Below are 12,674 nucleotides of genomic sequence, written 5' to 3' on the forward strand. Positions count from 1 at the left end.
GGGCTCGGGTACAGCTGAAGGTTTCGGTGCGGCGTCGGCATCCAATGCGATGGCTGTTTCAGGTGCAGCTGCAGGTTCTGGCGACCCGTCGGCTTCCAGCGAGACGGCTGCTTTACGCGTTACACGGGAGGGCGGCGCAGAAGAGAACATTGAAGGACGCGGCGAAGCCGGCTCAGCCGGGGCAGCGGAAGAAGCGGCGGACGCTTTGTTTACCGTGGATCACCTGAAAAAGTATTACCCGGTGCATGGCGGAGGCATCGGCAAAGCGAAGAAGCTGATCCGCGCCGTGGACGACGTCAGCTTTACGATCCGCAAGCGCGAAACCTTCGGCCTGGTCGGCGAGTCCGGCAGCGGAAAGTCGACGCTGGGCCGGGTGCTGCTCCAAATGGAGCGTGCCACGGCAGGGACGGTTCTTTTTGACGGCAAGGACCTGACGAACCTGGGAGGACGTGAACTGCGCGCCGCCCGCCAGCATATGCAGACGATCTTCCAGGATCCGTACGGATCGCTGGATCCGCGCTGGAAGATCGGCGACAGCATCGCCGAGCCGCTCAAGGTGCACGGTCAGGGGCAGCGCTCCCCCGCCGAAATCAGCCGCCGCGTCAGCGAGCTGCTGGAGCTGGTGGGGCTCGACCCGTCGTGGGCGCAGCGGTATCCGCACGAGTTCTCCGGCGGGCAGCGGCAGCGGATCGGCATCGCCCGCGCGATCGCCCTGAATCCGCGGTTCATTCTCGCCGACGAAGCCGTATCCGCGCTGGATGTATCGGTTCAGGCCCAGATCATCAATTTGCTGCAGGACCTGCAGCAGAAGCTGGGGCTGACCTACCTGTTCATCGCCCACGGCCTGCAGGTTGTCCGGCATCTGTCGGATCGGATCGGCGTGATGTACCTCGGGAAGCTCGTGGAGATCGCACCGAGCGAGTCGCTGTTTCTCGCCCCGGCCCACCCATATACTCAAGCTCTGATTGAGGCCATACCGCAGACCACGCCCCGCCAAGGCCAGTCGGCCGGAAGCCTGGAAGGGGAGATTCCCTCGCCGGCCAATCCGCCCTCGGGCTGCCGGTTCCATACCCGGTGTCCGTTTGCCACAGACCGCTGCCGGCAGGAGGAGCCGGCGCTGCGCCAATTGGACAGCGGTCACCACGCGGCCTGCCACTATGCGCTGTGACGGGATGGCCGCCACCTGAACGGGAGGTTATGAATTGTCAGTCACGATGAATGCTGCCGCGGCAAAGGCCGAAGAGGGGCAGGGCAGTCTGCCGTTTTGGCCGGTTCTGCTCACCCTGTTCTGCGGTTCCTTTGTCGGCATGTACCCCATGGTTTCCTTAAACGTTTCGCTGCCCGGCTTTATCGGCATCTTTCACACCGGCCTTGGGACCGTTCAGTGGATCATTACGGGCTTTACGCTGGCCTTCGGCATGATTGCTCCCGTCAGCGGCTATCTCTCCAGCCGTTTCGGCGGCAGGCGGATGTTTCTGCTGTCGTTGGCCGGAATCACCGTCAGTTCCGTGATGTGTTCCCTGTCCTGGAATATTCATGCACTGATTTTCTTCCGCATCTTGCAGGGCTTATGGTGCGGACTGATTCAGCCCGTGTCCCTGGCCATGATTTATCAGACGCTGCCGCGAGGAAGACAGCCTCTAGCGGTCAGCGTCTGGTCGTTTTCGACGGTGCTTTGGCACGGCGGTGGGCCCCTCGGTTAGCGGGTGGCTTCAACAGCATGACTGGCACCTGATTTTTCTCGTGACGCTGCCGGCCGGCATTCTTGCCTGGTTGGCGGGCCGTATCCTGCTCCCGAAGGACGTTCGGGGTCCGCAAAAGCGTCTGGACTCCGCCGGACTTCTGCTGGCCACCGCGGGCAGCCTTGCCATCCTTCTGCTGTTCGGCAATCTGCACGCCTGGGGCATGCGGTCGGTCTGGACGTGGGGCTGCCTCCTGATCGGCGGCGCATGCACCGCTCTTTTCATCCGGGTCGAGCTGCGCGCGAAGGAGCCGCTGCTGAACCTCAGGCTGTTCGGCAATTTCACGTTCGCCGCGAGCCTCGGTGTATCGCTGATCCTGTCCTTTGCCCTCTACTCCGGCGTATACTTTGTCCCACTGTTCCTGGAAGAAGTTCAAGGGCTGTCGTCTTTTCAGGTCGGGTTGCTCTTTCTTCCCGCGGCCGCGTGTCTGACCCTGGCCACGTTCCTGTCGGGGAAAGGATACCGCACCGTTGGGCCGGCAGCGCTGATTGCCCTGGGCAGCCTGATCCTGCTGGTGACGACTTTTCGCTTCAGCCGGCTCGGCACGGAAACGACGCTCGTCTCCGTCATGATCTGGCTGGCGATCCGCAACATCGGTACGGGGCTGTCGCTGACGCCAGCGACCAGCGCGGCGATGGCGGCGGTTCCGCAGTCCGAATCGGGCCATGCATCGGCCCTGATCAACTGGCTGCGGCAGCTATTCAGCGCGGGAGCGCTCGGCATGTTCACATCGGTGTTTTATGCGCGGATGAGCGTGCACGAGTCCCGGCTGCACGCTAACTATGCGGCGCAGGGCACGGAATGGATACGCCGGGAGGCGTATACGCGGAGCATCGACGATGCATTTTTGTTCGCGAGCGCGTTGGTGGCGCTGGCCATTCCGCTGGCGCTCCTTCTGCGCAAACGGAAGGAAGCGGCAGGTGCCGGACCACGCCTGGAGCAGCCGACCGAACTCAACTGATTTTGAATGGATAGGAGGCCAGATCCCAAATGAAAGTGGCTGTATTTAGTCTTATGATGAATCTTCCCAATGCAGTAACAGGGGAGTCCTTGACCGCGCAGCAAAAGTTCCACAACGTCATCTCGCAGGCGGTCCTCGCGGAGAAGCTTGGCTTCGACGCTTACGGTGTGGGAGAACGGCACGGAGCTCCCTTCCTGTCCTCGGCGCCGCCCGTAGTGCTGACCGCCATCGCATCCCGCACGACCCGCATCCGCCTGCTCACCACCGTGACTGTGCTGAGCGTGCTGGATCCGGTGCGGGTGGCTGAGGATTATGCCACACTGGACCATTTGTCCGGCGGCCGGCTGGAGATGATCATCGGCAAAGGAAACGATCCCCGGCATTATCCGCTGTTCGGCATTACGGAGGAAGAGCAGTGGGATTCGATGGAGGAGCGGTACAGGCTGCTGAAACGGTTGTGGACTGAGGAAAACGTCACCTGGGAAGGAAAGTACCGGCCGCCGCTGCAGGAAGTGACGACGTTCCCCCGACCATACCAGGCCTCCATTCCGGTTTGGCACGGCAGCGCCTCGAGCACGCGCTCGACCGAGCTGGCGGCCCGGTTCGGGGAGCCGATTTTTTCCTCCAACGCCTTCCATCCGCAGGCCAAGTATAAAGCGCTGATCGATCATTACCGCGAGCGTCTTGCCTATTACGGCCATGATCCCGCCAAAGCGGTCGTCGGCGCGGGCTCCGGGAGCCTGTACTTGGGAAATACGACCGAGGAGGCGATCCGGCGGTACCGGCCTTATTATACGGCCTTCAGCGCAACGGAATCGGCAAAGCATAACCAATCGCCTTTTCACAGCCTGGAGGATCAGATCGAGAACGGCCCGGCGCTGATCGGCAGCCCTGAAAAGGTCATCGAGAAAATATTGAATTACCATGAGGCGTTTGGCCATACGGTGCTGAGCATCGGCGTGGATGGGCTGACCGAGTCGGAGCAGCAAGAGCAGCTGCAGCGGTTCGCGGAGGAAGTGTTGCCGGTACTCAGGCGCGAAATTCCGAGTCGGGTATGGGAGAGCGGACCGGTGCTGCCGGGAAGAGACAGCGGTTTGTCCGAATCTTGAGCGGGTTGATAGGCAGTCCATAGACCCGGGAGAAGAGATGAAAAGTGCGTAAGGTGGTTACGTCACTTTTTATTTTTCTATTCAGTTGGTCATCACAAAGATCGGACGGAGGCAGGACATACGGTATGTCGCAGCGAATGTAGTGCACGAAAATCATCGGAAGTCAGGAGTGATAACCGTGCCAAAGCCGCCCAGCCAGCATGTGGAGGACTTTCTGAACCAGCTGGATCATCCGCTTAAGCCTGAAATGGAGGAAGTTCGGAAAATCATATTGAACACGGATAAAGGGCTCTCCGAGCATATCAAGTGGAACGCCCCAAGCTTTCTCTTCCAAAATGACGACAGGGTGACCTTTAATCTGCATGGAAAGGGATTTTTCAGGCTGGTGCTGCATCGCGGGGCTAAGTCAAAAGATCCTGTCGACCTTAGGCCGTTTTTCGAACATGCCCAGGAGCTGCTGGAATGGTCTGCGCCTGACCGGGCAACGATCCGATTTACCGGTATGGATGACGTCGAGTCCAAGCGGGATGTGCTGCAGGCCGTCATCCGCAAATGGCTGGAGGTCTCCGGTTAACAAGTAAAAACAGGAAGAGGGCGCTCCTCCAATCATGCAGACAGGGGTGCCCGGCCGGCTGCTCGTTACCCTGCCGCGGACACCGAGGCACCAAACTTTTGGAGCAGCTGACGCAGCTCATCCGGGTGGCTCAGCATGGGCAGATGGCCGGACTCAAGTCGTTCGACGCAGGCGCCCAAATTTCCGGCCATCTTGTCCTGCAGGCCTGGCTTCAGCTCCTGATCCTGACCAAGCTTGATGTACAGGGAAGGGACCTGAAGCCGGGAAGCAGCCTCTACCCGGTCCGTGTAGACCCGGATCGATTCGGGGGTAAACCGGCGGATGATTTCGTCGGCCTGCTCCTCGGTGAGATCGCTGCAGAGCCCGCGGCGGATGGCTTGTTCGGGAGGCTTGGTCCCGAACAAGCGCATCATCAGGGGCAGCAGGAGCCGCTGCCCTGAAGGGAAGGCGGACGTGAACGATCCCCCGCTTGCCGGGATCACCGCTCCGATGGCGGCAAAACCGGCGACCCGGTCCGCCATTTCGTCGGCGATGCTCAGACCGAGTACACCACCGAGAGAATGAGTGACCAGGATGAATTTTTCCACATCCCAGCTGCGGATTTGCTCCTTTACATGTGCACAATAATCCTTTAAGGACAGCTTGCTTGTTCCTCCGTTATTCGTTCCTCTGCCCGGATAGTCCACCGTCAGACAAGGCGCCGGCAGCTCCCCTGCCACCCTGTTCCATATTTGGGCGTCCAGTCCCGCCCCGGGAATGAATACATATCCGATTGGTTTGCGATCCTTGAGAGCTTTTTCCATTTGAATCTCCTCCATGTTCATTTTTTAATGTAAAGCCGGCAGACGATGCTGTCAGCGCATTGGCATTTTTGCGGGCTGTTTGCCCTTTAACCCCATCATACCCTTACTTCACTGACAACTCCGGTCAGTGGAGATTTGTCGAATGGCCGTTTTCCTAAAATGACTGTCGATTCTGCGTCTTCCCTGATTCGCCATATTCCGTGGCTGCTGGGACTTGCCGCCAAATTTCACGGATTGCGTACATGGTTGTCACAGGTTTGCAATCTCCGGCCGGTAGGATAGGACTTATGGCCTGACTCCGAAAGTTGCGGGCTTGGGGGAAGGGGGAGGACAAATGTGAAGAAAATGAGCGCACCCGCCATGAAATGGCTGAAGATCGTGCATATCGTATTGGTGTCCTTGTTTTTTGGCGGCATTCTGAGCTCGGTGACCGTCAACTTTGCACTGGGGTTAGGCAGCTATGAAGATACGCTGAAATCTTATAAAGTCATCGTGCTCATCAGCGACGGTGTGATCCGGACGGGGGCCGTGGGGACGCTGGCGGTCGCCTTTGTGTACGGCTTTTTTACGCCATGGGGCTTCTTCAGGCACCGCTGGCTGACCGTGAAATGGATTTTGTTTCTGCTGCAGACGTTCATCGGCATTTTCGTCGTGGATAAGCTGATGCTTGCCAATCTCTATCTGCTGGAGACGATGGGGCCGGCGGCGCTTGAAGACCCTGGATTTCTCCGCAACCATGGGCTCAGAAATGCGTTCGTCTTCATCCAGATCGTCCTGACGCTGGTCATATTCGTCATTTCGGTCATCAAGCCGTGGAAAAAGAAACGAAAATAGTTTTCGATACGATCATTCACGCCTTACGCGCGAAATATAACCCCCTGTCCCTTCCGGCACAGGGGCTTTGCTCGTTGGCAGGAAGCCGCGGGAGTACGCAGGTCGCTGTTCCTCCCCCAACGGTTCTTCTGTGATTCCGTGATATAATGAAGGAACACAGCGGATGAGCCGCCAAAGGAATTGGAGGATGCGTATGTCCTACGAAGAACGTTTACGGCAGTATATCCTGGAAAATGATCTTTTAATGAAAGATCTGGAACGGGTGCGGGAGCTTGGGCTTCCGCAGTGCTACATCGCGGCCGGGTACGTCAGGGGGACGGTGTGGGACCGGCTGCACGGATATGTGAACCAGGCGGCCCATACCGATATTGACGTTATTTTCTATGATCCGGGAGATCTGTCGGAGGAGCGCGAATGGCTGCTGGAACAAAGGCTGATCGAACAAACCGGGAATGATAAATGGTCTGTTAAAAATCAGGCGCGCATGCATATCCGCAACGGCAATCCGCCTTACCGTTCCTCGGAGGACGCAGTCAGCTGGTGGCCGGAGACGGCGACCGCAGTCGGTGCACGCCTGAATTCCGGGAACAGGCTGGAGATCTTGGCCCCTTACGGGCTGGACGATCTGTTCGGCCTCGTCGTACGCAGAAGTCCCCGGTTTGAGGATAGAGCCTACTATATCAGCCGGGTACGTTCGAAAAACTGGAAGCGGCAGTGGCCGCAGCTGACCATCCTCGAGGATTAGGGATAAAGGCTGACCGGAACACACGGCCCCCAGTCCTTGCGGGTGTCAGGGTTGACCGATATAATTAAGGGCAAGTTGCATTCAAGGATTTGGAAGGAGAAGGTGGAATCCCATCGTGGAAAGCAATCATAACGGGAAACCGTTCATCTATTCCTCCCGCAGCCCCGAGGATACGGAGGCGCTGGCCGCGTGGCTGGCAGGCGTAGCGGAGCCGGGGACCGTGATCGGCCTGGACGGCGATCTGGGGGCGGGAAAGACCGCCTTTTCGCAGGCGTTCGCCAGGCATTTTGGGGTGCAGGATGTTGTAAACAGCCCCACATTCACCATTATTAAGGAATACGAAGGGCGTCTGCCCTTTTACCATATGGATGTCTACCGGGTGTCTCTGGAAGAGGCCGAGGATCTGGGACTGGACGAGTACTTCTTCGGAAACGGCGTCAGCCTGGTCGAATGGTCGCAAATCATCGAAGAACTGCTGCCGGACCGGCATTTGCATATCTACATCGAGACTGCCGGCCTCACGGAGCGGAGCATTACGGTCCGGGGGTATGGGCAGCCTTATGAAGAATGGGTCGGCAGTTTGAACAGAAATGGAGTCGTATCAACATGAATAACGAGAATTCACAGCCGCTGCGGCGGTTTTTGGCGCTGGACACCTCGACGGCCTGCCTGGCGCTGGCGGTCATGGAGAACGACCGCGTGCTTCATACGATCGAGGCTTCAGGTGAGCGGAATCATTCGGTCCATCTGCTGCCTTTGATCCAGAAAGGCCTCCGGGAAGCCGGCGTGGAAGCATCCCAAGTCGACGGCGTCGCCGTGGGCGTTGGCCCGGGTTCTTATACCGGAACCCGGGTTGCCGTCACGGCCGCCAAGACGCTGGCCTGGGCCTGGAACGTGCCGGTCGCCGGCATTTCCAGCCTGCATGCGCTGGCCTGGAGCGGACTGATGGCCGGCCCGGACTCACGGGCCCCAGGCGGAACGAGCTGGGTTATTCCGCTCGTGGACGCCAGAAGAGGCCAGGCATATACGGCCTTATTTGCGGCCGGGCAGGCGGGCATCCCGCAGCGGAAGAAGGACGATGCCATCCGGCTGATGCAGCCGTGGGTGGTGGAGCTGGAGCAGCTCCTCTTGTCCATGCCGGAGGAAGAATGGCCGGCTTCCGTCCATTTTGTCGGCGAGATCGGCAATCATCAGGAATCGGCGCAGCGGCTGTATTCCATGCTGGGGGACCGGCTTCATCTGACTTCCTGCGATATGAAAGGGGAGCCGGTAGGGCAGCTTGGTGCGGACCGCCTTCTCCGGGGAGAGCGGGATGAGCTGCACGCCCTGGTGCCAAACTATACGCAGCTTGCCGAAGCTGAAAAGCTCCTGCGCAAGCCGTGAAGGGAGTCTTTTGACAATCATGGAGCAGGAGATCAAACAGGACGCGGAAGGATTAACTTTCCGTCCGATGACATTAGAGGATATACCCGCCGTGATGGTGATCGAGCATGACGCATTCACTCTGCCCTGGACGGAGGAAGCGTTCCGGAACGAGCTGACGCATAATCATTTTGCGCGTTATATGATGATGGAATGGAACGGGGAACCTGTCGGATATGCGGGGATGTGGACGGTCATTGACGAAGCGCATGTGACGAATATTGCCGTTTTGTCCCCTTACCGCGGCCGCAAATGGGGAGAGCGCCTGCTGCTTGAACTGATGAAGACAGCCTCGCAGCTTGGCATGAAACGGATGACACTCGAAGTCCGGGTCTCCAACCGGGTGGCGCAAAACTTATATATGAAAATGGGATTCGAGCCGGCCGGACTCCGAAAAGGGTATTATTCGGACAACCAGGAGGACGCGATGATCATGTGGGCCGAGCTGTTTCCGGACCGCAGTCAGAACGCCCGCGGCTAGGAAGGAAAGTACACAAATGAATCAAGCCAACATACAATCACAACCATGCTATATTCTGGCGGTGGAAACGAGCTGTGACGAAACGTCCGCCGCGGTGGTCAAAGACGGCAAAGAGGTGCTCAGCAACCTGATCGCCAGCCAGATCGAAACCCACAAGGCGTTCGGCGGCGTCGTGCCGGAGGTCGCTTCCCGCAAGCATGTCGAGAATATTACGCTGATGCTTCAGGAAGCAGTGCAGGCCGCGGGCATCACCCCGCAGGACTTGTCGGCGATTGCCGTCACCCAGGGCCCCGGCCTCGTCGGGGCTTTGCTTGTGGGCGTCGTCGCGGCGACCAGTCTGGCGTTTGCGCTCTCGAAGCCGCTCATCGGCACGCATCATATTGCCGGCCATATTTACGCCAACAACCTGGTGGCCGACCTGAAGTACCCGTGTATGGCGCTGGTGACTTCCGGCGGGCATACGGAGCTGGTCTACCTGGAAAAAGAGGGCCACTTCGAAGTCATCGGGCGCACGCGGGATGACGCGGTCGGCGAGGCGTACGACAAAGTGGCGCGGGCGCTCGGCTTTCCGTATCCTGGCGGCCCGCACGTGGACCGTCTGGCGCTGGAATCCGAAGAGGCCATTCCGCTTCCGCGGGTCTGGCTTGAGCCGGACAGCTACGATTTCAGCTTCAGTGGTTTGAAGTCGGCGGTGCTGAATGTGGTGAACCAGCGCAAAATGCGCGGGGAGCCGGCCGCGGAAGGCGCGATTGCACGCGGTTTCCAGGAATCCGTCGTGGAAGTGCTCGTCACGAAGTCGATCCGCGCGGTGAAGTCTTACCATGCGAAGCAGCTGCTGCTGTGCGGGGGCGTGGCGGCGAACAAGGGCCTGCGGGCGGAGCTGTCCCGCCAGTGCGAGCAGGAAGGCATCGAGCTGATTATCCCGCCGTTCAAATACTGCACGGATAATGCGGCCATGATCGGAGCCGCTGCTTATTTGAAATGGAAGGAGCAGCAGTTCGCTGGTTTGGACCTGCGGGCGATGCCGCAATTTTCGCTGGAGGAATGGTCCGTGCGCGCTTGAAAGCTGGCCGTACGTTTTCCCGATCATGAGATCCGGTCTGAGCCGGAGGGAAATCAGTAACATAGACCTTGTGAATTATGAACAGCCTGTTGTCTCGTTGATGAGACGGCAGGCTGTTTTGCATCTTTGACGGTTATGGCGGTTGTTGTCCGACGATAGGGGACGAAAAAGCCGTTATGCCGTCGAAGGCTCCTGTCATTCTTGTCGGAAGAATCGGCGAATCGGCAGACTAAGGACCTATTTTGGGGCTATATCTTAGGACCTGGTCCTTGTCAAGATGTGGACAAGGTTATCCACATATTCCACCGAAATTGTGCACAACCACCTGTTTCTTAATAAAATCGCTGGTTTATAGAGGGGTGAAAATAGGGGATAGGTTTTTCACAGGTTTTCTGTGGGAACTGTGGATAATGTGGATAATTTGGTGGATAAAGATGGATATTTTACAAAGAGGCGCATTTGCTCAACAAAAAATGGCCCTTAAGGCCATCCTTTGTTGGAAGTTATGCACTTTTTTTGGGGATAAGGCTGTGAATAAGTGGAATCTTAACATCAAAACTTTTTTTGAAAATTTGACAAAAGTTCGAACATTGGAGCTTCCGCCGGCTCCATTTGTTGAAAATCGGCTTACTCCGCGGCCAATGTTTCCCATTCGGCATAAATCGTTTCCAGCTGGTTTTTCTTTTCCTCCTGCTGCTGCTGATGCTCCTGCAGGGCGACGTAGTCTTGGTAGACCTCCGGCTTGGCCATTTCCGCGTCAAGTTCCGAAATTTCTTCCTCCAGGCTCTGGATCTGCTCCTCGAGCGCGGCAAGCCTGCGCTGCCGGTTTCGTTCCTCTCGCTTAGCCTGCTTGTCGGCCTCGAACGAAGATACGCCGGATTTGTCGCTGTTATCGTTTGCTGCCTCTGGTTTGAGGGGCTGTTCTTCGCTCCGGCTCCGCCTGCCTGCTCAAGCGCTTCTTGGCTGAGCTCCTCCAGCTCCTGCTTTTTCGCTACATAGTCGTCGTAGTTGCCGAGGTAATGCTCGGTCCCTTCGGGATGAAGCTCAATAATGCGTTCGGCCATTTTGTTCAGAAAGTACCGGTCGTGCGAAATAAACAGCAGGGTGCCTTCGTAATCGATCAGAGCCGACTCCAGCACTTCCTTGCTGAAGAGATCCAGATGGTTGGTCGGCTCGTCCAGTATAAGCATATTGGCTTCCAGCAGCATCAGCTTGGCCAGCGATACCCTAGCCTTCTCGCCGCCGCTGAGCGCAGCGATTTTCTTGAGCACGTCCTCGCCGCTGAACAGGAAGTTGCCGAGTACGGTGCGAATCCGGGCTTCCTCCATGTGCGGGTAGGCGCTCCAAAGCTCCTCGAGCACGGTATTGGAAGGATTAAGGTTGGTCTGCTCCTGGTCGTAATACCCGATTTTGACCTTGGTCCCCCAGTGGATCGCTCCGGTCTGCGGCTGGCTGGTTCCGATCAGGCACTTGAGCAGTGTCGATTTGCCGATCCCGTTCGGCCCGATGAGCGCGACCGTTTCCCCGCGGCGCAGGTCGAAGGATACGTCCTTAAACAGCGCCTTCGGCGGCTGGAATGACACGGACAAGTCCCGCACCTGCAGCACTTCCTTGCCGGACATGTACTCGACCTCGAAGGAGAAGTGGGCCTTCTTCAAATCGCCGAGCGGCTTGTCCATCCGGTCCATTTTCTCGAGGGCCTTGCGCCGGCTCTGGGCCCGCTTGGTGGTCGACGCACGGACGATGTTGCGCTGGATAAAAGCTTCCATCTTGGCGATCTCGTCCTGCTGCTTCTCGTACATCTTCATTTGGGATTCGTACTCGGCCGCCTTGAGCTCCATATACCGGCTGTAATTGCCCGTATACCGCTTGGATTGATGCCGCTCGATCTCGACGACGGTCGTCACGAGGCGGTCCAGAAAATACCGGTCATGGGATACGACCAGCAGCGATCCGGAATACGCGCGCAAATAGTCCTCGAGCCAGGTCAGCGTCGCAATGTCCAGGTGGTTGGTCGGTTCGTCGAGCATGAGCAGGTCCGGGGCCTGCAGCAGGATGCGCGCCAGCGCAAGCCGCGTTTTCNGCCCGCCGCTGAGCGTGGCGATCGGGGTCTCCGGCGCAAAGCTGCCAAAGCCCATGCCGTGCAGCACGCTGCGGATCCGCGTTTCCATTTCGTAGCCTCCGTGGTCCTTGAACCAGTCCGAACGGGAAGCATAACGGTCCAGCAGATCCTGGTATTTCTTCGGATTATCCATCACCGCCGGATCGGCGATCTGCTGCTCCATCACCCGGAGCTCTTTTTCCGTCTCAATTAAAGGAGTGAACACATCCAACATTTCTTCCCAAATGGTACGGTCGGATTGAAGCCCGCTGTTCTGGGCGAGATACCCGATCGTCGTTTCCTTCGATTTATAAATTTGCCCGCCGTCATAGGACATTTCCCCTGCCAAAATTTGCAGAAGGGTCGACTTGCCCGCGCCGTTGACGCCGACGAGGCCGATACGTTCCCTCTCCTGAACCTGCAGGTTGATGCCTTCCAGCACGGGAGTGATGCCGAATAATTTTTTGATTCCGCTCGCTTGAAGAAGCATGTGACGTTGCAACCTCCATCTATCATCTTAATAAGATCAGTTTACATGAAATACTGAGAATGCGCGACTTGCAGTGCAGGACTTCGGGACAATCTTGGCGAAAGAGAAGCAACAGTGGTAAGATAAGAGCAAATCAACGGATGCAGGACTGAAAATCGAACGCGTCGTTGGATGCCACAGGGGGCGGCTTGGATGAAAGAAGAGAAGGCGCGTCTTCGCTTTGCCATGCGGCAGGTGCGGGATGGTCTGCCGGAAGAGGAGCGGAGACGCGCTTCCGATCAGGCCTGCCGTCATGCATCGGCGTGGATGGAAGCGGCTGGATGCCGGAGCGTGATGGTGTACGTTCCGT

Annotated in this window: 12 protein-coding genes and 1 pseudogene; 11 read left to right on the forward strand and 2 right to left on the reverse strand. The window is 58.0% G+C overall.

The window, feature by feature from the left end:
* From CPT76_RS38930 to CPT76_RS04605, 5 genes are all read left to right on the forward strand, one after another.
* A partial coding sequence (locus CPT76_RS38930; RefSeq protein ID WP_258168076.1) for an ABC transporter ATP-binding protein occupies nt 1-1,168 on the forward strand: 1,168 nt, incomplete at its 5' end.
* 34 nt (nt 1,169-1,202) lie between these two features.
* Complete coding sequence (locus tag CPT76_RS38935; protein ID WP_258168077.1) at nt 1,203-1,703, forward strand: MFS transporter; 501 nt, start codon at nt 1,203-1,205, stop codon at nt 1,701-1,703.
* On the forward strand, nt 1,687-2,703 hold the full coding sequence (locus CPT76_RS04595) for an MFS transporter (protein WP_258168078.1): 1,017 nt from the start codon (nt 1,687-1,689) through the stop codon (nt 2,701-2,703). The genes CPT76_RS38935 and CPT76_RS04595 overlap by 17 nt, the downstream gene beginning before the upstream one ends.
* A gap of 29 nt (nt 2,704-2,732) precedes the next feature.
* Complete coding sequence (locus tag CPT76_RS04600) at nt 2,733-3,812, forward strand: LLM class flavin-dependent oxidoreductase (protein ID WP_105442078.1); 1,080 nt, start codon at nt 2,733-2,735, stop codon at nt 3,810-3,812.
* Between the two features lie 178 nt (nt 3,813-3,990).
* Nucleotides 3,991-4,386 (forward strand): DUF1801 domain-containing protein, encoded by a 396-nt coding sequence (locus CPT76_RS04605; protein WP_258168079.1) that lies wholly within the window; start codon nt 3,991-3,993, stop codon nt 4,384-4,386.
* 65 nt (nt 4,387-4,451) lie between these two features.
* Here the strand turns inward: CPT76_RS04605 and CPT76_RS04610 are convergent, their stop codons facing one another.
* Entirely contained in the window at nt 4,452-5,189 is a 738-nt protein-coding gene (locus CPT76_RS04610) for an alpha/beta fold hydrolase (RefSeq protein ID WP_105442079.1), read from the reverse strand.
* Nucleotides 5,190-5,534: 345 nt separating this feature from the next.
* Here CPT76_RS04610 and CPT76_RS04615 point away from each other — a divergent pair, with 345 nt between their 5' ends.
* From CPT76_RS04615 to tsaD, 6 genes are all read left to right on the forward strand, one after another.
* Nucleotides 5,535-6,023 carry a DUF2269 family protein gene (locus tag CPT76_RS04615; protein ID WP_258168086.1) on the forward strand — a complete coding sequence of 163 codons (489 nt, stop codon included), beginning with the start codon at nt 5,535-5,537 and terminating at the stop codon, nt 6,021-6,023.
* 193 nt (nt 6,024-6,216) lie between these two features.
* Complete coding sequence (locus CPT76_RS04620) at nt 6,217-6,768, forward strand: nucleotidyltransferase family protein (RefSeq protein ID WP_105442081.1); 552 nt, start codon at nt 6,217-6,219, stop codon at nt 6,766-6,768.
* Nucleotides 6,769-6,883: 115 nt separating this feature from the next.
* Nucleotides 6,884-7,378 (forward strand): tRNA (adenosine(37)-N6)-threonylcarbamoyltransferase complex ATPase subunit type 1 TsaE, encoded by a 495-nt coding sequence (tsaE, locus tag CPT76_RS04625; RefSeq protein WP_374954603.1) that lies wholly within the window; start codon nt 6,884-6,886, stop codon nt 7,376-7,378.
* Nucleotides 7,375-8,151 (forward strand): tRNA (adenosine(37)-N6)-threonylcarbamoyltransferase complex dimerization subunit type 1 TsaB, encoded by a 777-nt coding sequence (gene tsaB, locus CPT76_RS04630; RefSeq protein WP_105442082.1) that lies wholly within the window; start codon nt 7,375-7,377, stop codon nt 8,149-8,151. Before tsaE ends, tsaB begins: the two co-directional genes overlap by 4 nt.
* 19 nt (nt 8,152-8,170) lie before the next feature.
* Nucleotides 8,171-8,671: a ribosomal protein S18-alanine N-acetyltransferase gene (gene rimI, locus CPT76_RS04635; RefSeq protein WP_089549944.1), complete on the forward strand. Its 501-nt coding sequence runs from the start codon at nt 8,171-8,173 to the stop codon at nt 8,669-8,671.
* 16 nt (nt 8,672-8,687) lie between these two features.
* Complete coding sequence (tsaD, locus tag CPT76_RS04640) at nt 8,688-9,734, forward strand: tRNA (adenosine(37)-N6)-threonylcarbamoyltransferase complex transferase subunit TsaD (protein ID WP_089549945.1); 1,047 nt, start codon at nt 8,688-8,690, stop codon at nt 9,732-9,734.
* 627 nt (nt 9,735-10,361) lie between these two features.
* Here the strand turns inward: tsaD and CPT76_RS41210 are convergent.
* Nucleotides 10,362-12,325 (reverse strand): annotated as a pseudogene (locus CPT76_RS41210) (ABC-F family ATP-binding cassette domain-containing protein).
* Between the last annotated feature and the right edge of the window lie 349 nt (nt 12,326-12,674).

The organism is Paenibacillus sp. AR247 (genome assembly GCF_002968895.1).
In the GTDB taxonomy this organism is placed as follows: Bacteria; Bacillota; Bacilli; order Paenibacillales; family Paenibacillaceae; genus Paenibacillus_AQ; species Paenibacillus_AQ favisporus.

Bases quoted from the DNA above. Each gene is read 5' to 3' on its own strand.
- CPT76_RS04600 (WP_105442078.1), top strand. From the start codon at position 2,733: ATGAAAGTGGCTGTATTTAGTCTTATGATGAATCTTCCCAATGCAGTA.
- CPT76_RS04610 (WP_105442079.1), bottom strand. From the start codon at position 5,189: ATGGAAAAAGCTCTCAAGGATCGCAAACCAATCGGATATGTATTCATT.
- CPT76_RS04615 (WP_258168086.1), top strand. From the start codon at position 5,535: ATGAGCGCACCCGCCATGAAATGGCTGAAGATCGTGCATATCGTATTG.
- CPT76_RS04620 (WP_105442081.1), top strand. From the start codon at position 6,217: ATGTCCTACGAAGAACGTTTACGGCAGTATATCCTGGAAAATGATCTT.
- tsaB (WP_105442082.1), top strand. From the start codon at position 7,375: ATGAATAACGAGAATTCACAGCCGCTGCGGCGGTTTTTGGCGCTGGAC.
- rimI (WP_089549944.1), top strand. From the start codon at position 8,171: ATGGAGCAGGAGATCAAACAGGACGCGGAAGGATTAACTTTCCGTCCG.
- tsaD (WP_089549945.1), top strand. From the start codon at position 8,688: ATGAATCAAGCCAACATACAATCACAACCATGCTATATTCTGGCGGTG.